The following is a 19,437-nucleotide window of genomic DNA, read 5'->3' as shown; positions in this document are numbered from 1 at the left end:
TATCCTGCCGATCATGCGAGCTCTCTACCCCGGATCCTTCGACCCGGTCACCGAAGGGCACCAGCACGTCCTCCGCCGCGCCGCGAGCCTGTTCGACGAGGTCGTCGTATGCGTGATGGCCAACGCGAGCAAGCGCGGCCGCTTCCCGATCGCCGAACGCCTGGAACGCCTCCGACCCTGACCGGGCCCACATCTCCTCGACGCTCGTCACCGCGATCGAACGGCGACTCACGCCAGCCGCCCCCGATCACACCGGCACATGCGCCCCCATGATCACGCACCGATCAGCCGGCAACCCGAAGTAGTCCACCGGACTGGCCGCATTGTGCGCGATGGTGAGGAACAGCCGCTTCCGCCAAGCCTGCATCCCCTTCGCGTTGGTCCGCACGATCGCGATCCGCGACAAGAAGTACGACACCGTCTCCAGATCGATCCCCGCGATCTCCCCGGCGTCCGGCCGCAGCGCGGCCTGCCGCAGGATGCGCGGCACGTCCGGCTCGTCCTGGAAGCCCAGCCGCGCGGTGAGGTGGATGATCCCGTCGTCGGTGTGCCCGAGGTCGTCGAAGACCAGACGCTCGGCGTCGGGGATGTGCGGGACCTTCTCCACCATCATCGACAGGATCACCACGGTCTTGTGCAGCGTGTGGTTGTGCTCCACGTTCGCACGCAGCGCCAGCGGCGTGGTCTCGATGTTGGCGTTGAGGAACACCGCCACGCCGTCCACGCGGTGGATCGGCGGCTCCAGCGCGTCCACCTCGTCCACGAACGGCCGCAGCGGCCCCTCCAGCGCCGTGCGGTTCGGCGTGACGATCGCGCGGCCCCGGCGCCACGTGCTCAGCACGGTGAACACCAGCGTGGCGACCAGCAGCGGCAGCCAGCCGCCGTGCACGACCTTGGTGAGGTTGGCCGCGAAGAACGCTGTCTCGCTGGTCAGGAACACCACCGCGCCCACCGCGATCTTCCAGGGCGCGACGCCCTTCAGGACGCGGGCGACCGCCAGGAACAGGATGGTGTTGAGCATGAACGTCGCGGTGACGGCCACGCCGTAGGCGGAGGCCAGCGACGCCGAGGAGCCGAACCCGACCACCAGAACCGTGACCGTGCAGCACAGGAACCAGTTCACGACCGGCACGTAGACCTGCCCGATCTCGTGCTCGGAGGTGTGCCGGATGGTCATGTGCGGCAGGAACCCCAGCTGCATCGCCTGCCGCGTCACGCTGAACGCCCCGGAGATCACGGCCTGCGAGGCGATGACGGTCGCCACCGTCGCCAGGATCACCATCGGGAACTGCGACCAGTGCGGCATCAGCAGGAAGAACGGGTTCGACACGGTCTCCGGCCGCCGCAGGATCAGCGAGCCCTGCCCCAGGTAGTTCAGCGTCAGCGCCGGGAACACCAGGTAGAACCACGCGCGGTGGATCGGTTTGCGCCCGAAGTGGCCCATGTCCGCGTACAGCGCCTCGGCGCCGGTCACCGCGAGCACCACCGAGGCCAGCGCGATGAACGCCACGACCCCGTGGTGCACCAGGAACTGCGCACCGTAGGTGGGGGACAGGGCCTTGACGATCGCCGGATGCGCCGCCACCTCCGTCGCCCCGGCCACCCCGATGATCAGGAACCAGACCGTCATCACCGGCCCGAACAGCCCGCCGACCAGCGCCGTGCCGTACTTCTGGATCGCGAACAGGCCGATGACGATGACCACGGTCAACGGCACCACGTAGTCCTTGAGCCCGGGCGCGGAGACCTTCAGGCCCTCCACCGCCGACAGCACGGAGATCGCCGGCGTGATCATCCCGTCGCCGTAGAACAGCGACGCCCCGAGTATGCCGAGCGCGACCAGCAGCACCTTGCTCCGGGTCGAGCGGAAGTCCAGCTTCTGGATCAGCGCGGTCAGAGCCATGATGCCGCCCTCGCCGTCGTTGTCGGTGCGCAGGATGAAGCCCACGTACTTGACCGACACGATCAGCGTGATGGCCCAGAACACCAGCGACACCACGCCGTAGACCTGGTCCGCCGAGGTGCCGACCGCCTTGTTGTCGGCGGTGAACACGGTCTGCATCGCATAGAGCGGGCTGGTTCCGATGTCCCCGAACACGACGCCCAGAGCGCCGAGCAGCAAGGCGGCCGCGCCGGCCTTGCGTGTGCGGTGTCCGGAGCCGTCTGTGGAGCTTGCGGCGTTCTGGGAGGTGGTCCCCGTGGCGTCAACGATCACAAGTCAGCGATCCTGACAGGTGTGCGGGGTGTGAGCAAGGGGCCGTCAAGTATGTGGAACGTATAGGCGCCGGAGTCTGCCTACCGCCAGCCGCCGCGGGCTCGGAGGTCGCGCTCGTAGGTGTCGACCGCGTCCTTCGCGTCCTTCAACCCCGCGCCGGTCGCCTCCCGATAGAGCTTGATCGCCTGGATCTTCTTGCCGGCCTGGACCAGCGTGGTGAGCTGCGCCTCATAGGCCGCGACGGGAACAGGCTGGCTCAGGCCACGGCCGACGCTACCTGCGTTACCTTCGTCACCATCGAGGCCGAGATGGGCCAGCACCCGGTCCAACTTCTCCTCGATGGCAGCGAGCCGCATCTCTACTGTTATGTGGTCCCCGGAATCCATGCCTCGACGGTACCGCTCAGAACCCCCGATCGCGTTCCGCCTCGATCGTCGTGTCCTCGCCGTGCCCGGTGTGCACAACCGTCGCACCGGGCAACATGAACAGCTTTGCGCGGATCGACGACTCTAAGGTGGGCCGATCGCTATAGGAGCGCCCGGTAGCGCCGGGACCGCCGTGGAACAACGTGTCGCCGGTGAAGACGCAGCCGAGTTCGGGCGCGTACAAGCAGACCGCGCCGGGGGAGTGGCCCGGCGTGTGCAGCACCTGCAGCGTGGCGCCGCCGATGGGGAACGTCTGGCCGTCGGTCAGATCGACGTCCCAGAGCGTCGCCTCCGGGTCCTCGGGGCCGCCGTGCACGAGCTCCCACAGCGGCCGGTCGTCCGGATGCAGCAGGATCGGCGCGCCGGTGCGCTCACGGAGCTCCGGGGCGACGCGGACGTGGTCGTCGTGGGCGTGCGTGCACACGATCGCTTTGACCCGGCGCTCGCCGACGACCGCGAGGATGCCCTCGACCGAGTGCGGCGCGTCGATGACGACGCACTCCGTCTCGTCGCCGACGACCCAGACGTTGTTGTCGACGTCGAAGGTCTCGCCGTCCAGGCTGAAGGTCCCGGACGTGACCCCGTGGTCGACGCGCGCCGTCATCCGATCGTCAGCCGTCGGAGAATCGCCCATAGGAGATTCACCCATCAGAGGATCACCACGGACCGCAGGACCTCGCCGCGCTGCATGCGGTTGAACGCGGCCTCGACGTCGGTCAGCGCGATCTCCTCGCTGACGAACACGTCGAGGTCGAGCTTGCCGCGCTGGTAGAGGTCGACGAGCATCGGGAAGTCGCGGCTGGGCAGGCAGTCGCCGTACCAGCTGGACTTCAGTGCGCCGCCCCGGCCGAACACGTCGATCAGCGGCAGGTCCGGGATCCGCATCTGCGGCGTCGGCACGCCGACCAGCACGACGGTCCCGGCCAGGTCGCGCGCGTAGAACGCCTGCTTCCAGGTCTCCGGCCGGCCGACCGCCTCGATCACCACGTCCGCGCCGAACCCGCCGGTCAGCTCCTGGATCGCGGCGACCGGGTCGGTCGCCGAGGAGTCGACGGTGTGGGTGGCGCCGAGCCGGGTCGCGGTCGCGAGCTTCTTGGCGTCGATGTCCACCGCGATGATCGGGTTCGCCCCGGCCAGCGCCGAGCCCGCGATCGCCGCCGCACCGACCCCGCCGCAGCCGATCACCGCGACCGACTTGCCCCGGGTGACGCCGCCGGTGTTCACGGCGGCGCCGATGCCCGCCATCACCCCGCAGCCGAGCAGCCCGACCGCGGCGGGCCGCGCACTCGGGTCCACCTTCGTGCACTGACCCGCCGCCACCAGCGTCTTCTCGGCGAACGCGCCGATGCCGAGGGCCGGGGTCAGCTCCGTGCCGTCCTCCAGCGTCATCTTCTGCTTGGCGTTGTGCGTGTTGAAGCAGTACCACGGCTCGGCGCGCCGGCAGGCCCGGCACTGGCCGCAGACCGCGCGCCAGTTCAGGACGACGAAGTCGCCGGGCTCGACCTCGGTCACGCCGGGGCCGACGGCCTCCACGATCCCCGAGGCCTCGTGGCCCAGAAGGAACGGGAACTCGTCGTTGATGCCGCCCTCCCGGTAGTGCAGGTCGGTGTGGCAGACGCCGCAGGCCTGCACGCGCACCACGGCCTCACCGGGCCCGGGGTCCGGGACGGTGATCGTCACGATCTCGACCGGCGCGCCCTCGGCCCGGGCGATGACTGCCTTCACCTGCTGCATGGCACTCCTTCGTGTTCTGCTGACCAGGATGGTGCTGGATAGTGATGATATGGGTTCCGGGGCAGGCGGAGGCTGTTCCTGTCGGCGGTCTCTGCCATCATCCGGCTCATGACGCTCGACCGCTCGGCGCTCGCGGGATCCGACGCCCCGGTGCCTTTCGACCCCGACATGCTGACCGCGATTCGTCGCCGCTTGAACGAGATCTGCGACGCCGCGCAGGAGCCGGCTCCCGCAGCCGGCAATCCCTTCGCGGCGGTCCGCGATCACAGCGAACCCGCTGAGCTGGCGAAGACCCTCGCGGCGTGGGGCGCTCGCGCGGAACCCGCCGTCCCCGAGCTCGTCCGGCTGCTGGCCGTCCGGCCCATCGCGGCGGCTCCGGCGTTGGCCGCGATCGGTCAGCCGACCCTCGCATGCGTGGCGGCGCTCCAGCGGGTCGCAGGGACCGCCGACGGCGCCGAGGCCGTCCACGCGCGCCTCGCGGCGGCGCGGGCCGTACGGAGCCTGACAGGCGGCACTGAGGCGCTCCTGGTCGCCGTCCAGTTCGGGCTCACGACGCCGAGCAAGGACCCCGACGACCGCGCCGCAGCAGCCGACGCCGCCGCAGAACTGCCGGACCCCGACGGCCATGCCGACCGCGCCGACCACGCCGACCTCCTCACCCCGCTCCTCCTGCAAGCGCTCCAAGCGATCCCGGTCCCGACCCCGAGCCTCCCGGCGCACCAGGCGCGCCTCAAGCTCGGCCGCGCACTCTGGCTCTTCACAGGCCGACCCGAGTACGTGATCGAGGTACTGCGCAGCACGCTTGATCTCGCCGGCGGAGACTTCACCGCCTGGACCGTCGCCACCGCCGCTGAACTCGCGGCAGACCTCGCCCCCGACCTCGGCCCGGCGGCGCGTGAGCTCATCCCCGGTCTGGAAGCGGCGCTCGCCGACCCGGTCTCGGCCGGCGCCGCTGCGCGGGCGCTGAAATCCCCTTACTTCCGCAAATAGGCGAGACATAACACGAATATGGCCCGCCCCAAATAAGCGATCGATTTCACCGGAGAAGCGCTCGGCGTGCCTCCCTTGCGGGGGCGCATCACGACCGGCACTTGGCGCACCACATATCCGGCTTTGATCGCCCTGACAAGAGTGTCGATCGTGTCGGCCAGATATTCGACCGGATACCAGGCCGCGTAATATTCGATGAGTTCGCGATTGCAGCTGCGCAGCCCGGACGTCGTGTCCGTCAGCCGCACCTTCGCCTGGCCGGAGATGACCAGGCTGAACAGCGTCATCGCCCAGCGGCGGGGGCCCTTGGCCTCGTAGTCGCCCTCGCCGGCGAAGCGGGCGCCGATCACCATGTCGGCGTCGGCCAGGCCGGCGATCAGCTTCGGGATGCTCTCCGGCAGGTGCTGGCCGTCGGCGTCGAACTGCACGGCGATCTGGTAGTCGTTGTCGCGTGCGTAGATGTAGCCGAGCCGCCTGGCGCCGCCGACGCCGAGATTGAAGGGGAGCTCCAGGACGGCGACGCCGTGGGCGCGGGCTGTCTTCACCGTGGCGTCGGTCGATCCGTCGTCCACCACGAGGATGTCCACGTCCGGCAGGAAATCCTGGATCTCCTGCAGGACGTGGCCGATGGATTCTTCCTCATTCCAGGCCGGAATGATGACAAGCACATTTTTCTGTGTCACGGATGCCCTAGCGCTGTGATGACTTTCTCCGGTCCCGGTCCGTACCCGTCAAGATATCCGGGCAGCGCGTGGCCCCGCTTGCGAACCGCCGAATTTCGCGCCGCGTCCTAGGGCTGCTCCGTCCAGTTCTCGCTGATGCTGCCGTTGCAGGTGTAGATCTCGGCCTCGGCGTAGTTGGCCGTGGAAGCCCCGAGCACGCTCAGACACTTGCCGGACTGCGTCCCGACGATCGTCCCCGCCGACCCCGACGCCGAGTTCACCGTCCACTGCTGGTTCGCGGCTCCGTTGCAGGTGTTCACGCCGACGATCGAGCGGTCGGCGGTCGCGCTGTTCTGGACCTCCAGGCACAGGCCGCTGGAGGCGCCGGTGATCGTGCCGTTCCCGTTGGCCAGCCAGTGCTCGCTCGCGCTGCCGTTGCAGGTGTAGATGTCCGAGGTCGTGCCGGGGGCCGTCGAACCGCCGGTGACCGACAGGCACTTGCCGGACAGGCTGCCGACGAAGGTGGTCGGAGCCGCGCCGGACGCTCCAGAGAAGGTGATCATGGCCACGTCGCCGGCCGGGACCGAGGCGGAGAACGTCGGGGAGCCGACCGTGTACGAGGTCGTCGTCGGGGCCGGCAGCGTGCCGTCGGACTGCACGCTCTGGCCGCCGAGCGTGATCCCGCTCTGCGTGGTCAGGCTGGAGGCGGACAGGTCGAAGCGGGATGCCGAGGCGTAGGTCTGCGGCAGGTTCAGCTGGACCGAGGTAGCGCCGTTGCTCGCCGGATCCGCGACGTTGTCGAGCACGACCGTGACCGAGTTGTCGGCGTGCCGGACGGCGTACGCGCGCACCGTGGCCGAGGCCGGGTTGGTGACTTGCAGGAAGCTGCCGGTCCCGACGGCGTGCACGGCGGCCAGGCCGTAGTACTCCGGCTGCGCGGACAGGTTGCCGGCTGCGGCGTCGGCCGCGGTCGCCGCGCACAGCGGGGTGTAGTACGGGAAGGACGACGTGCCATAGCACTGCGTCACGGTGCCGTGCATGTAGTACCCGGCCGCGCCTTCCTGCGCGAAGTTCAGCTCCTCGTCGACGGCCCACAGCGCCGAGGCGTAGACGTCTGAGACGCCCTGCACGCCGCTGCACACCACCGAGTTGCCCTCATCGATCACCGCGGGCAGCGACAGCCGCTTGGCGACCGACACCGCGCTGTCGGCGGCCGAGGTCTCCTTCGAGTGCGTCCCGGAGGACAACAGGCCGGCGATGCTCGGCCGCGGGTTCGGGTTCCCGCAGTTGGACAGCGGATAGTGGTGGCTGGTCAGCTCACTGATTTGCGGCGTCCCCATTGACGCCTGGTCGTTGACGAAGGCGGTCTGCAACGCGCCGGTCGGCGAGGTGGCGGCGTCGCTGCCCTCGATCGGCACGCCGGGCACCGCGGCCCTGATGGCCTGGACGTAGGCGTGGAAGTCGGTGACGTACCGCCCGGAGTTGCCGCTGTACTGCGGATAGAGGTCGGGTTCGTTGCCGATCTCGATGTCCTGCAACGACGCGCCGAGCGCGGCCTCGGCGTGCGCGGCCTCGTCGGCGGCGCGCGCCGGGTCGTACTGCTTCATGTTGACGCCGAGGACGACCTTCCAGCCGCCGGCACTGGCCAGGGTGGCGAGGTTGGTCAGGTCGGCGGGGGTGATGGTGGCGTCGGCCCAGGACGGCTGCGGCTCGTTGCTGGAGGTCCAGAACGACTTGTCGACCTGGTTGCCGCCGATGCGGATGACCGAGGCCCCCAGGTTCTTGAGGTACTGGAACTGGTTGCCCTGCCCGAAGCTCGGCAGCGCCAGGAACGACGCCTCGTACGACAGGCCGACGTCGCTGTTGGCCAGCGAGGTCCCGGTGCCGGCCGCCGAGACGCCGATCGTCGCGCTGGCGGCGGCGGTGGCAGCCGTGGCAGCCGCTTTGGCCGCACTCGGTGGCGCCTGCGCGGCCAGCGCTGTGGGTATCGCGGCCACGGCGGTCAGGACCGCCGCCCCCGCGACGATCGACGTTCGGCGGGAGAATCCGCCCGGTCTGAGGGCATGCCGCATCGAGGCCTCCTGGCGGGATGATGGTGTTCACATATATGAACGCCTTCTGCATGAGTGAACGGCGCTGATGCTAGATGCCGGGAAAGCCCTCGTCTACGGATTCTTGTTGCGCAACTCAGGGCCTTGTCGAAGCGAACTCTGCTATCGCGGCCAGGGGCGGTCGCCGGCCCTGTGTCGTGCTCCACGATCAGTTCGCGATCGAGTTCGGGATCGACGACGCATCACCGAACTCTGATATTGATCAGCTACCGCCGCAGCTCCAGCCCGGATGCCAGAGCTGGTCTTGGAAGGCCGCCTCCGCGACTACGCTCCTGCCTGCCCGCAGCAACTCGGCGAGGGCTTCGAAGAACACTGTGTTGGTCTTCAGGTTCAGGTCTGTGCCGTCGTCGACCATCTGTTCCTTGATCTCGTCGCCGCACAGCGCCGGCTGGCCGAGCGCATGCGCCAGCGTCGTCTTGCCCGTGCCGGGTGGGCCGCTGACGGCGATCAGGCTGGGACTCATCGGCACGCTACGACCGATCCGAACCGCCACGAAACACCACGAGCCGCTAGGTCCGCGGCGTCGCCCGCGCCGCGAGAATGGCGATGTCATCCTCTATCGCCGGCGGCGCGACCAGCCGCAGCGCGTCGTCGAGCAGGTCCTCCAGGCCGCCGGAGGCTGGCAGGGGTAAGGCCGCTAACCTGGCGAGCGAGACGTCGATGTCCTCGCCGCGGCGCTCGACGAGGCCGTCGGTGTAGATCAGCAGGACCTGGTCCTCGCGCAGGTCGACGATCACCTGCTCGTAGCCGCCGAGGCCGGTGCCCAGTGGCGGGCCGGTCGGGACCGTCACCAGCTCGGTCGGGCGGTCGGCGACGAACAGCGCCGGCGGCAGGTGGCCGGCGCTGGCGAAGGTCCAGCGGCCGCGGTTGGGGTCGGCGACGCCGAGCAGGCAGGTCGCCGGGCGTGCCGACTCGTCCCGGGCGATCAGCGTGTCCAGGTGCCGCAGGATGCCGTGCGGCGGCAGGTCCATGCCGCCGGCGTCGCGGATCGCCGAGCGGTAGATGCTCATGTCGACCGCGGCCTCTACGCCGTGTCCCATCACGTCGCCCATCACCAGCAGTGTGCGGCCGAAGGGCAGCCGGACGATCTCGTACCAGTCGCCGCCGACCAGGGCGCGGTTGCCCGAGGGGCGGTAGCGGGCGGCGACTTCGAGGTTCGAGTGCGGGCGCCCCGGCTCGACCAGCAGGGCGCGCTGGAGTTCCAGCGTCACGCTCTGGGAGTCGGCGTACTGCCGGGCGTTCTCGACGCTGACCGCCGCCCGGTCGGCGAGGTCCTGGATCAGCACGGCGTCGTCCTCGGTGAAGCCCTTCGACGTGCCACGGCTGCGGGCCAGCGTCATCACGCCGACCAGCCGGCCGCGCGCGCTCAGCGGGACGGCCAGGACCGAGTCGATGTCGGCGAGCTTGTAGGCGGCCAGGGTCTCCCGGCTCTCGGCCCAGTCGGCCAGCTCGTCGTCGGACAGCAGGTTGCCGACCACCAGCCGGCCCTCGGCCAGGCTGCGCGCGACCGCCGAGTCGGCGCCGGGCCGGATCGAGGCGCCGGGCAGCGCCAGCGGACCGAGGCGGCGGCGCAGCTCGGGGGTGCAGGCGAGCGCGGCGCGGCGCATGCGGGGTGCTTCGGGCGGGCCGCCCTGGCCGGCCAGACCGCCCTGACCACCTTGGCCGCCCTGGCCGCCTTGGCCGACCAGACCACCCTGACCGATCTGGCCCCGATCGACGAACTCGTGCGGCATCACCTCGACGATCGCCACGTCGGCCATCGCCGGAACCGTGAGCTCGGCGAGCTCGATGCAGGTGATGTCCACGTCGAGCGTGGTGCCGATGCGCTCGGCGGCGGCCGCTTGGAGCGCCAACCTGCGGCGGGCCTGGTCCAGCTCGCGCTGGTGGCCGGTCGGCGACGGGGTCACGGCCGCGACGACGCCGATGACCTGGCCGTCGGCCTCCAGCCGGCGGTAGCGGACGTGCCAGCCGGTCGCCGTCCCGGAGTTCGCCTCACGGGAGTCGGCGTCGGCCAGCACCCGGCTGATGGTGGGCAGGTCGGCGGCGAAGGGCGTCGCGGCGACCGGCCGGTTCAGCAGCCGCGCCGGCTCCAGCCCGGTGGTCTCCAGGAACGCGGAGTTGGCATAGATCCAGCGCAACTCGGCGTCCAGCAGCCCCACCCCGGCCGGAGCCCCGGCGAGCACGTCGGCGAGCAGCTCCGAGCTCAGTGACGCGATGGTGCCGAGGAGAGCGTCAGTGCGCCCTCCCCGAGGATCGCTCCGCGAGTACCCGTCGTCCATATCCATCTATCGGGATGATATCGTCACTAACTGCTCAAAAGGGATGACGGAGCGCAGTAGCCAGTGTGGCCTTCCGCACAGCCGCCGACACGCCGGCCAGACTCGTCTGGCTGGCCTCATCGTAGGTCACGACGCGATTCGAGGCATTGGTTCGGAGCGGTTCTTACACTTCTTTATGGATTCCCCTCTAAGGAGACCCGATGAACGCCCACGCCCGGACCAAGGCAGCGATCGAAGAACACTGGCAAGCCTCCGAGAACGGGGACATCGAGGTCGAACACGCCATCTACGCCGACGACGCCATCCTCGACTACCCCCAATCCGGCGAACGATTCCACGGCCGCGCGACCATCGCCGCCCAGCGCGGCGGCCACCCCGCCGACCGACACTTCAGGGTCCTGCGAATCACCGGCCGCGACGAGCTGTGGGTGAGCGAGTGCGTGATCACCTACGACGGCGCCCCGAGCTACTCGGTCAGCATCATGCAGTTCGCCGAAGAGCACGTGGTCCACGAGACGCAGTACTTCGGCGACGCCTTCGGGGCGCCCGCATCACGGCTGGCGCTCGCCGAGCCGATGCCGGGGCGGGAGATCAACGGGGCCTGATGCGGGACTGGCCCGCGCGCGGATGTGGTCGAAGCTTGCCAACCTGGTCCGCACCTGCTGGTCTGATCCGCGCGTGTTTGCTGTCGGCGCCCGCCGAAATCGTGCCGCGCTGCTGCCGCCTAGCTTGCGCCTCCTCGCCTGGCCCGAGCGCGTGCACGAGCGGCCGTACTACGACCGAGGCGCCGCCGAGTACCAGGGCCTGGCCCGAGCGCGTGCACGAGCGGCGGCGGTTTGCGTGTCCGGCGCACGAGCCTGGTCGCTGCGTGCGCGCCGGATCAGCACATTGCTAAGCCGTCGCCGGATCGCTGGGATGCCGCGTCAGCGCCAGCGTCTCGACCTCCAGCCACTTGTCCATCGGCAGCGACCGCAGGTACCCATCCATGCTCCCGTCATCAGAGGCCTGCCACAGCCCGAGATTTCGCCCCTCACCCGGCAGCGACCACAGCCGGATCAGCCGCCGCTCGGCCGCGAGTTCCGCGGTGCGCCGCGCCTCCCCGGCCGTCGTGGCCTCGACGTCCTCCGGACTCGCGTCGGGCGGCACTGTGAGCGTGAACGTCGTGAAGTACTCCGTGTCCGTCCCGTCGAGCGCCACCCGCCCGGGACCCGGGTCGTTGCCGTGCGGCCCCAGCGGCGTCACCTCGTCGGTGCGCCAGACCCGCAGCGGCATCGTGGCGAGCGTTTTCTCCAGATCATCAGGGTCCTGCGCCGCGAACAAACCCAGCGTGCGCCATTCCCCCGGCGCCAGCGGCGGACGCCACAGTCGCAGCACCTTGCCGGCCTCCGCGAGGACCCGCGTGTTCGCGGCCTCGCGAGCCCGGACGGCGTCCACTTCCTCCGGCGTCGTGCCCTCCGGCACCCGAGTCGTCATTGTGACTATGTATTCCATGAGTATTCTCCGAATTCACCATCACGCCGGCTGATTCTTCGCTTCCAGCATCAACAAGTCCGCCTCCCGGAACGCCTCCGCGAGCCCCCGCCCCGCGAGCGCCGTGACCCCCATCGTCACCGACACCGGCGTGCCCGGCGCCAGGCCGCTCCAGTCGTGCGCGGCGACCGCCGCGGTGAGCCGCGTGACCACCTCCTGCGACTCGGCCAGCGCCGCGCCGGGCAGCACGATCACGAACTCGTCGCCGCCGTAGCGGGCCAGGAAGTCATCCCCGCGCAGCGTCCGCGACAGCACCGCCGCCACCTGTTGCAGCACCTCGTCCCCGACGAGATGCCCGTGAACCGTGTTCACCTCCTTGAAACCGTCCAAGTCCGCGACGCCCAGCACCCCGCCCCTGCCGCGGCCGGTCAGCTCCCCGACGTACCGCTCCAGATGCCGCCGGTTCGGCAGTCCCGTCAGCGGATCGGTCTGCGCCTCGTCGGCGTACCGGCCGATGTTGCGGCGCAGCTCGTCGAAGTCCAGTCGCGCGGTGATGCCGTCGACGAACAGGTCGTAGACCTGGTCGCTGGCGCGCGCCAACAGGTACGTCACCTCCCGGTCGGCGGCGTGGGCTGCCGCGTGGTCGCCGGCGGCGATGTGTGCCAGGGCCCTGAGTCGCGGGACCTCGGCGCGGCCCAGCCGGGTCTGCGAGGTCCGGGCGTCGCCGAGCAGCTCCAGCGCCTTCTTCGAGTCGCCCTCCGCGATCAGCATCGCGGCCTCCCCGAGCCGGGCCAGCTCGACGCTCTCCGGGAACTCCGCGTTCTCCAGGCGCAGCAACAGTCTCGCGTCTCCTTCGTAGGAACCGCCGAGCGCCGCGTAGCGCGCCATCGCGTAGCCGAGATACGGAATCTCCATCGCGATCAGGTCCTCGGCCCGCAGCCGGTCGACGAGGTCGCCGAGCACCGCCTTGGCCGAGCCGGTCTCGCCGCGCTGGTCCAGGAACACCGCCTGCCGGACGCGGATCTCCGGGTGCGCCGTCAGCCGCCGGTCCTCGGCGCTGCCGAAGCGGGCGATGTCCTCGGCGTGCCGCTGCGTGGCGACCGCGTGCCGGTGGAAGCCGACCAGCGAGTAGGTGACGGCCATCGAGATCCAGGGCCGGACCGCGCGCTGGTCGTTCGTCGTCGCCTCCAGCGCCTGCGCCCCGCGCACCAGGTCGGTGACGCACCGTTCCAGCGACCCCTTGCGGTAGGCGAAGAAGGCCGCGAGCGCGTGGAACTCGCCGACGTCGGCCGGCCGGGCGCCGTGCTCCTGGATGATCGCCCAGGCCGCGTCGATGATCGGCGGGCAGTCCCGGAGCCGGTCCATGTTCAGCAGCGCCGACACCTTCGCCAGCTGCACGGCCAGCACCTCCTGCGGCGCGGTCAGCCCGGCCAGCAGCCGGTCGGCCTCCGTGACGGCCTCGGCCTGCCGGTTGGCCCAGTTCAGGCGGGCCACCGCCAGCCTCGGGTCGTCCGGATGGCCGGGCTGGTTCGGATGGCCGGGCTCGTCCGGCTCGTCCGGCTCGTCGGGCGCGTCCGGCTCGGACGACGCTGACAGCTCGGTCGGATCCGGCACAGTTCCATCATCGACCCGGCTCCCGACCGGCGCCACGCCATGAATCGGGACCCGACTCGCGTCGTGCTTGCCATATGGGGGAGGCTATAGACGTGAACGCCACGCGCATCATCCCGTTGCGTCGGCGTGACGCGCTGGGGGCGGCCTGACCGTCCATGGCCGATGACACGCCCGGAGCAGACGCGGACACCGCGGAGAACAGCCGGAGCGCGGGGGGACCCCAGCCCCGGCGCCATCCCGTCGTGGGCGTGGCCACCGCGCTGCTGGAAGCCGACGGCCGAATAGTCCACTGGAGTGCCGCCGCCGAGGCGATGCTCGGCTACTCCGCCGAGCAGGCCGAAGGCAGCCTCGCCCTCGATCTGCTGGGCTCTGAGCAGCGGCGCGACGACATCCTGACGATCTACGGCCAGATCCTGCAGGGCGAGGACTGGGCCGGCGTCTTCCCGGTCCGGCGCGGCGACGGCCGCGTGGTGGACCTGGAGATCCACACCTATCTGATCGACTCCGGAACCCGGCCGCCGATGGTGCTGGCCACGGCCGTGGACGTCGGCGCCGTCCGCGGGGTCGAGGCCGATCTGGCCGTGCTGGACAGCTTCTTCAGCCAGTCGCCGGTCGGGATGGCCGTCTACGACACCGACACCCGCTTCGTGCAGGTCAACGCGGCCCTGGCGGCGGCGCACGGGATCTCGGTCGCCGAACACCTCGGGCGCCGGGTCCGGGACGTGCTGCCCGGGGACGAGGGCTTACGGATCGAGGCCCAGATCCGGCAGGTGCTCAGCACCGGCCGGCCGATCTCCGACGCCCGCTGGGCCGGCCGCGCCGACGGCGACGTCGAACACGGCGAGGCCGCGCACCACCACACCTGGTCGGCCTGGTACTCCCCGCTCCAGGACCCGTCCGGGCGGGTGTTCGGCGTCAGCTCGACCGTCATCGACGTCACGGAGCGTCACGAGGCCGAGGAGGAGGCCGCGCGGGCCCGGCGCGGGCTGGCCCTGCTGGCCGAGGCCAGCGCGGCCATCGGCGCCACCCTGGACGTCCGGCAGGCGGCCGCGGAGCTGGTCAAGGCCATGGTTCCGGAAATCGCCGACGTGTGCGGGGTCCACGTCCTGGAGCAGCGGTCCCGGCACGGACGCGGGCACGGTTCGGGACACGGCAGTGGGAACGGTAGTGGCAACGGTAATGGCAACGGGAGCGGGGCCGCCGCAGGGCCCGGGCCCGCGTACGGCAGCAGCTACGCCGAGGCGCAGGCCGACCCGGAGTCGTTCGTGGTGCGCCGCGTCGCCTTCGACGCGGTCAGCGGTGATTTCCCCTACGACGACGTCCCGATCGGCCAGCTGCAACGCCTGGAGTCGGGTTCCCCGTACGCCGAGGCCCTGCGGCTGCACGAGACCGTCATCGTCGACCCGACCGAGATGCCGTCGATCATCGCCAACCCGACCGGCCGGGTGAGCGACTTCTACGCCCGTCGGGCCCAGATCGTGCGCGTCGCGCCGCTGGTGGCGCGCGGCGCGGTACTCGGCTTCGTGTCCTACGCGCGCCGCAAGGAGCGCGAGCCGTTCGACGACCAGGACATCACCCTCGGCGAAGAGCTCATCGCCCGCGCGGCCACCGCCTTCGACAACGCCCTGCTGTTCCAGCGCGAACGCGAGACCGCACTGGCCCGGCAGGAGACGCTGCGCCAGGCGAACGCCGCGCAGGGGCGCCTGGCCCTGCTCAACGACGCCAGCGTTCGCATCGGGACGACGCTCGACCTGCAACGCACGGCCGAAGAGCTCATCGAGGTGGTGCTGCCGCGCTTCTCGGACTTCGCGACCGTCGACCTGCTCGCCTCGGTGATGCGCGGCGACGAGCCGGCCTCGCCGGTGCCCGGTGAGCCGGTGGTCCTGCAAGCCGTCGCCGTCGCTGAGTCCTTCCCCTCGGGCTTGACCTCGCTCGCCGACGCGGTCGGCAAGACCTCCACCCGCGACGCAACCAAGGGCTACGCACGAAGCCTGCGAAGCGGACGGCCCATGGTGATCCCGATCGTCGACGAGGAATCCCTCGCCGCGATCGCCTCCTCCCCGGAGCGCGTGGCCGGCGGCCTGGCTGCCGGCATCCACTCCTACCTGATGGTGCCGCTGCTGGCCCGCGGCGTGGTCCTCGGCGGCGCGGAGTTCATCCGCATGCAGGACCGCGAGCCGTTCGGCCGCGCTGACGTCGCCCTGGCCGAGGAGCTGGCGGCGCGCGCGGCGCTGTGCATGGACAACGCGCGCCTGTACCGCAGGGAGCGTGCCACGGCGCTGACGCTGCAACGCAGCCTGCTGCCGCAGAACGTCACGCACACCATCGGCATGGAGATCGCGCACCGCTACCTGCCGAGCAGCCGGGTCAGCGAGGTCGGCGGCGACTGGTTCGACGTCGTGCCCCTGTCCAGCGGCCGGGTGGCGCTCCTGGTCGGCGACGTGATGGGGCACGGCATCCGCGCCGCGGCCACGATGGGGCAGCTGCGCACGGTCGCCCGCACCCTGGCCACCCTGGACATGGAGCCCGAGCAGGTGCTGACGCGCCTCGACGCGACCGCCGCGAGCAGCGGCGACGACCAGTTCGCCACCTGCGTCTGCGCGGTCTACGACCCGGTGGAGCGCTCCGGCGTGATCGCCTCAGCCGGCCACCTACCCCCAGTCGTCGTGGCCCCCGACGGCACCACGACCCTCCTCGAGGTCGAACCGGGCCCACCCCTGGGCGTAGGCGGCGTCCCATTCGAGAGCATGGAGTTCGTCCTCCCCGAGCACAGCGTCCTGGCCCTCTACACCGACGGCCTGGTCGAACGCCGAGGCCGCGACCTCGACGAGGGAATCAAACTCCTGCGAGAAACCCTCGCCCCCCGCGGCCGCCCCCTGGAAGAAGCCTGCGACGCAGTCCTGGCCGCCCTAGTCCCCGGCGGCGCCGAAGACGACGTGGCCCTGATCATGGCCCGCACAGTCTCCCTCGCCAACGAGCGCGTAGCCACCCTGGCCCTCTCCGGCGACCGCCGCATGGCCGGCCAAGCCCGCCTCTTCACCCGCGAACGCCTCCGCGCCTGGAACCTGGCCAGCCTCACCGACCTGGCCGAACTCCTGGTCAGCGAACTGGTGACGAACGCCCTGACGCACACCGACCGCCCCAGGCAGCTCCGCCTGTTCTGCGACCGGATGCTGACGATCGAAGTCGCCGACTCGGATCCCCGCGCGCCCGCCCTGCGCAAGTTCACGGACTACGAGGAGAGCGGCCGCGGCATCCGACTGGTCGACGAGCTGTCGCACAGGTGGGGGAGCCGGACGACGCGGCACGGGAAGGTCGTTTGGTTCGAGCTGGAGCTGCCGGCTGGGTGGAACGGTGGGAACGGGAACGGGAAAGGCGGCGGCAACGGCAACGGCGGCGGACAGCCCGACGAGTGACGGCTGACGCGCTGTTGTTGCATACGCTGCCGCGCCAAGCGCCTGGAGCCACCCGTGGTACGCCCGCACATGGCAGGCTGAAGGCATCAGGGCGGAAGATTGTCGCCGGATGCCCACCAACCTGTCTGCGTGAGACCGATCTGCTGGTCAATGGTGCGCGACGAGGCCCCGGCGTGCTTGGCAAGTGTTCGCAGCGTCTGGATTCCCTGGCGCAGAATCGTGCGAGCCACTGCGTCGCCGTCATTGTTCCGACACGCGGACCTGCTTAAGTCGCGCAGTTGCTTCCGATCTGCGCGGTGATCCCAGCCTCTGAGGTGGTCTCGCGCACACCCGGCCGCTGCGGTGAGAGCGGCGAACGCTTGCTCCTCATAGGGCAACGAATCCCCTCCCGCGATCGCATTGCTCAGCCTTTCGACCGCTCCATGGATACGCAGCGTATCCAGGACCTCGATCCGCTTCCCGCCGGCGCGCGAACCGGTCGGGACCAGACGGAGCGCTCCTGCCTCCTCCAGCCCGGCGATATATGCGTCGATGCGCCAAGGTCCGCGTTCGGCAACCCACTGCGATACGGTCGGCGGCGCGCTTTGCGCTTCCGCCAGTCGAATCAAAGCCTGCTCCAGAAGGGGCTCGCCGACCGGCCCTTTGTACTGCACGATCAGGTGGTCGTCGCGCAGCTCTACGCGTCCGAGCAGCGCCAGATCCAAAAGCTCCCCGACCGCCAATGCATACGCGACAGCCGGGCCGAACCGCGCCCGCCCGCTGACCGGATCGATCGTGATCAGAGTCAGGTCCAATCCGATAGTCACAGAGCCAGCCTTCGGGACGCAATCCTCCACGTCAATGGAGATGACTCCTCGTCGCAGCCGTAGTCCGTCGACGCACGAGCGCCGACCTACCAACCTTTGCGCGATCCAATCGTGTTCTTACCGCAATTTCTCAGAGTCTTGCGTTGGTAACTCACCTGGCACACGATGGTCCCGAGCGCGGGGAGAGCGAGTCTGACACCGCTGTGTGGCAGGCGTTTCAAAGGGGCTGGGCTATGGCTCTACCGGTACCGCAGACGGTCCTCGGCGGCGCGCGGATGACGGACGGGATCGTGGTGCCCTTCGAGGGGCCCGGCGCCGGTGTCGGTGAGCTGACCTGGGGGCAGCGCAAGGTCTGGGCGCTGATGCGGCAGGCCGAGTCCTCGCTGAGCATGGGTGGCGCGGTGCCTGTGACCGATGGCCGGACCGTCCAGGACCTCGCTTCCGAGCTCGCGTTCTTCATGTCCCGTTACGCCTCAATGCGCGCCCTGATCCGCTCGGGCCCCGACGGCACCTTGAGCCAAGTCGTGGCGGCCTTCGGCGAGGCGACGCTCGGCATCCTCGACATCCCCGCCGAAGTCCCCGCCGAAGTCCCCGCCGAAGTCTCCGCCGACGTCGACGCCGACGCCGACCCAGCCCAGCCAGCCCAAGCCGCGCAAGCCGCCCAGGCCGCCCTCGTCGCCCAAGCCCTCGCCGACCAGTGGGAGGCGACCCCCTTCGACCACACGCGGGAGTGGCCGATCCGGATGGCCGCCGTACGAGCGCACGGCGCGGTCACCCACGTGGTCGTGACAATCTCGCACGTAGCCACCGACGCAGGCGGAATCGCCGCCATGCTCGAAGAACTCGGCACCCGCGACCCCCTTACCGGCGAGCCGAAGAACCCCGATCCAGCGATCGGCCCACTCGAGCTGGCCGCACTCCAACGCACAGCATCCGGCCGACGCCAGAGCGAGGCCTCACTACGCCACTGGGAGCGCCTACTCCGCACCGCCGCGCCGCTCCGCTTCGGCCCGCACGTCGACCGCGGCGAGCCACGCTACCGCCGCGCCTACTTCACATCCCGCGCGCTGCACCTGGCGTCGAAGGCGGTCGCGGCCCGCCTCGGCGTCCCAGCGTCCACAGCGCTGCTGGCCGCCTACGCGACGGCCGTCGTACGCCTCACCGGCATCGGCCCCGCACTCATCCAGGTGGTCGTCAGCAACCGCTTCCGCCCCGGCCTCGCCGACGTCTCGCATCCCCTGTCAGTGAACGGCCTGCTCACAGTCGACATCGCAGGCGCAGACACGGCCACAGACCAAGAAGCCCCCTTCGAGGAGATAGTCAACCGCACGCAGCGCGCCATGGCCCTCTGCTCGAAGTACGCCTACTACGACCCGACGCAGCTCGAAGAGCTACGTGCCCGGATCAACGAAGAGCGTGGCGAGACGATCGAACTCTCCTGCCTGTTCAACGACCGCCGCCTCGGCATCGCCACCGAGCCACTCGGACCACCGGTTTCCCGGCCCGAGCTCGAAGCCGCGCAGGGCGAAAGCACCCTGCGTTGGGCCGAGCCGTTCACTACGTACCTCGACAAGCTGATGATCCAAGTGGGGACGTCCCCGGATACGGTGGAGCTGGAGGTCCAGGTCGATACTCACCACGTGTCCGTGGCCGAAGTTCAGGCACTCATGCTGGACATGGAGTCTCTGCTGGTCCTCGCGACACCATGAATCGCA

General features: G+C 70.2%; 15 protein-coding genes and 1 pseudogene. 5 read left to right on the top strand and 11 right to left on the bottom strand.

The genetic code is table 11. From position 1 onward, the window contains the following. Nucleotides 1-13: 13 nt before the first annotated feature. Nucleotides 14-181: an adenylyltransferase/cytidyltransferase family protein gene (locus GWK61_RS16995; protein WP_228562447.1), complete on the top strand. Its 168-nt coding sequence runs from the start codon at nucleotides 14-16 to the stop codon at nucleotides 179-181. A gap of 66 nt (nucleotides 182-247) precedes the next feature. Here GWK61_RS16995 and GWK61_RS16990 read toward each other — a convergent pair whose 3' ends face one another. The 4 genes from GWK61_RS16990 to GWK61_RS16975 form a co-directional block, all read right to left on the bottom strand. Next, complete coding sequence (locus GWK61_RS16990) at nucleotides 248-2,215, bottom strand: potassium transporter Kup (protein ID WP_323747604.1); 1,968 nt, start codon at nucleotides 2,213-2,215, stop codon at nucleotides 248-250. Nucleotides 2,216-2,295: 80 nt separating this feature from the next. Continuing rightward, nucleotides 2,296-2,601 (bottom strand): ribosomal protein L7/L12, encoded by a 306-nt coding sequence (locus GWK61_RS16985; protein ID WP_194909350.1) that lies wholly within the window; start codon nucleotides 2,599-2,601, stop codon nucleotides 2,296-2,298. A 16-nt stretch (nucleotides 2,602-2,617) separates the two neighbouring features. Beyond that, nucleotides 2,618-3,244 (bottom strand): MBL fold metallo-hydrolase, encoded by a 627-nt coding sequence (locus GWK61_RS16980; protein ID WP_194909360.1) that lies wholly within the window; start codon nucleotides 3,242-3,244, stop codon nucleotides 2,618-2,620. Between the two features lie 44 nt (nucleotides 3,245-3,288). Then, nucleotides 3,289-4,374, bottom strand: coding sequence for an S-(hydroxymethyl)mycothiol dehydrogenase (locus GWK61_RS16975; RefSeq protein ID WP_194909349.1), 1,086 nt, complete (start codon nucleotides 4,372-4,374; stop codon nucleotides 3,289-3,291). Nucleotides 4,375-4,482: 108 nt separating this feature from the next. On the opposite strand from GWK61_RS16975, the gene GWK61_RS16970 reads away from it, so the two are divergent. Next, a complete protein-coding gene (locus tag GWK61_RS16970; RefSeq protein ID WP_194909348.1) occupies nucleotides 4,483-5,364 on the top strand; it encodes a hypothetical protein in 882 nt (293 codons plus the stop codon). Here GWK61_RS16970 and GWK61_RS16965 read toward each other — a convergent pair. From GWK61_RS16965 to GWK61_RS16950, 4 genes and pseudogenes are all read right to left on the bottom strand, one after another. Continuing rightward, on the bottom strand, nucleotides 5,349-6,032 hold the full coding sequence (locus tag GWK61_RS16965; RefSeq protein WP_194909347.1) for a glycosyltransferase family 2 protein: 684 nt from the start codon (nucleotides 6,030-6,032) through the stop codon (nucleotides 5,349-5,351). The two genes, GWK61_RS16970 and GWK61_RS16965, sit on opposite strands and share 16 nt — an antisense overlap. A 122-nt stretch (nucleotides 6,033-6,154) precedes the next feature. Then, nucleotides 6,155-8,098 carry a glycosyl hydrolase family 79 C-terminal domain-containing protein gene (locus tag GWK61_RS16960; protein WP_194909346.1) on the bottom strand — a complete coding sequence of 648 codons (1,944 nt, stop codon included), beginning with the start codon at nucleotides 8,096-8,098 and terminating at the stop codon, nucleotides 6,155-6,157. Nucleotides 8,099-8,360: 262 nt separating this feature from the next. After that, nucleotides 8,361-8,600 (bottom strand): annotated as a pseudogene (locus tag GWK61_RS16955) (P-loop nucleotide/nucleoside kinase family protein); the annotation flags it as partial. Nucleotides 8,601-8,646: 46 nt separating this feature from the next. Further along, complete coding sequence (locus GWK61_RS16950; RefSeq protein WP_194909345.1) at nucleotides 8,647-10,422, bottom strand: SpoIIE family protein phosphatase; 1,776 nt, start codon at nucleotides 10,420-10,422, stop codon at nucleotides 8,647-8,649. A gap of 194 nt (nucleotides 10,423-10,616) precedes the next feature. Here GWK61_RS16950 and GWK61_RS16945 point away from each other — a divergent pair, with 194 nt between their 5' ends. Further along, nucleotides 10,617-11,021: a nuclear transport factor 2 family protein gene (locus tag GWK61_RS16945; RefSeq protein ID WP_194909344.1), complete on the top strand. Its 405-nt coding sequence runs from the start codon at nucleotides 10,617-10,619 to the stop codon at nucleotides 11,019-11,021. A gap of 286 nt (nucleotides 11,022-11,307) precedes the next feature. Here the strand turns inward: GWK61_RS16945 and GWK61_RS16940 are convergent, their stop codons facing one another. Further along, nucleotides 11,308-11,907, bottom strand: a complete 600-nt coding sequence (locus tag GWK61_RS16940) for a muconolactone Delta-isomerase family protein (RefSeq protein WP_194909343.1) — start codon at nucleotides 11,905-11,907, stop codon at nucleotides 11,308-11,310. 21 nt (nucleotides 11,908-11,928) lie between these two features. Then, nucleotides 11,929-13,500, bottom strand: a complete 1,572-nt coding sequence (locus GWK61_RS59555; RefSeq protein ID WP_194909342.1) for a GGDEF domain-containing protein — start codon at nucleotides 13,498-13,500, stop codon at nucleotides 11,929-11,931. 155 nt (nucleotides 13,501-13,655) lie between these two features. Between GWK61_RS59555 and GWK61_RS16925 the strand changes: the two genes are divergently transcribed. Continuing rightward, a complete protein-coding gene (locus GWK61_RS16925; RefSeq protein ID WP_228562445.1) occupies nucleotides 13,656-16,916 on the top strand; it encodes a SpoIIE family protein phosphatase in 3,261 nt (1,086 codons plus the stop codon). Nucleotides 16,917-17,002: 86 nt separating this feature from the next. On the opposite strand, the gene GWK61_RS16920 is transcribed toward GWK61_RS16925, so the two are convergent. After that, complete coding sequence (locus tag GWK61_RS16920; protein ID WP_194909341.1) at nucleotides 17,003-17,722, bottom strand: GOLPH3/VPS74 family protein; 720 nt, start codon at nucleotides 17,720-17,722, stop codon at nucleotides 17,003-17,005. A 233-nt stretch (nucleotides 17,723-17,955) separates the two neighbouring features. On the opposite strand from GWK61_RS16920, the gene GWK61_RS16915 reads away from it, so the two are divergent. Further along, nucleotides 17,956-19,431 (top strand): condensation domain-containing protein, encoded by a 1,476-nt coding sequence (locus GWK61_RS16915; RefSeq protein ID WP_194909340.1) that lies wholly within the window; start codon nucleotides 17,956-17,958, stop codon nucleotides 19,429-19,431. Nucleotides 19,432-19,437: the final 6 nt, after the last annotated feature.

The organism is Catenulispora rubra (genome assembly GCF_015356825.1).
Lineage (GTDB): Bacteria > Actinomycetota > Actinomycetes > Streptomycetales > Catenulisporaceae > Catenulispora > Catenulispora rubra.
Note: the sequence above shows the minus strand (reverse complement) of the source record. Positions and strands in the feature narration are given on the sequence as shown.

Coding starts and splice junctions, on each gene's coding strand:
- GWK61_RS16995 (WP_228562447.1), top strand. CDS start 14: ATGCGAGCTCTCTACCCCGGATCCTTCGACCCGGTCACCGAAGGGCAC.
- GWK61_RS16985 (WP_194909350.1), bottom strand. CDS start 2,601: ATGGATTCCGGGGACCACATAACAGTAGAGATGCGGCTCGCTGCCATC.
- GWK61_RS16980 (WP_194909360.1), bottom strand. CDS start 3,244: ATGACGGCGCGCGTCGACCACGGGGTCACGTCCGGGACCTTCAGCCTG.
- GWK61_RS16975 (WP_194909349.1), bottom strand. CDS start 4,374: ATGCAGCAGGTGAAGGCAGTCATCGCCCGGGCCGAGGGCGCGCCGGTC.
- GWK61_RS16970 (WP_194909348.1), top strand. CDS start 4,483: ATGACGCTCGACCGCTCGGCGCTCGCGGGATCCGACGCCCCGGTGCCT.
- GWK61_RS16960 (WP_194909346.1), bottom strand. CDS start 8,098: ATGCGGCATGCCCTCAGACCGGGCGGATTCTCCCGCCGAACGTCGATC.
- GWK61_RS16950 (WP_194909345.1), bottom strand. CDS start 10,422: ATGGATATGGACGACGGGTACTCGCGGAGCGATCCTCGGGGAGGGCGC.
- GWK61_RS16945 (WP_194909344.1), top strand. CDS start 10,617: ATGAACGCCCACGCCCGGACCAAGGCAGCGATCGAAGAACACTGGCAA.
- GWK61_RS16940 (WP_194909343.1), bottom strand. CDS start 11,907: ATGGAATACATAGTCACAATGACGACTCGGGTGCCGGAGGGCACGACG.
- GWK61_RS16925 (WP_228562445.1), top strand. CDS start 13,656: ATGGCCGATGACACGCCCGGAGCAGACGCGGACACCGCGGAGAACAGC.
- GWK61_RS16915 (WP_194909340.1), top strand. CDS start 17,956: ATGGCTCTACCGGTACCGCAGACGGTCCTCGGCGGCGCGCGGATGACG.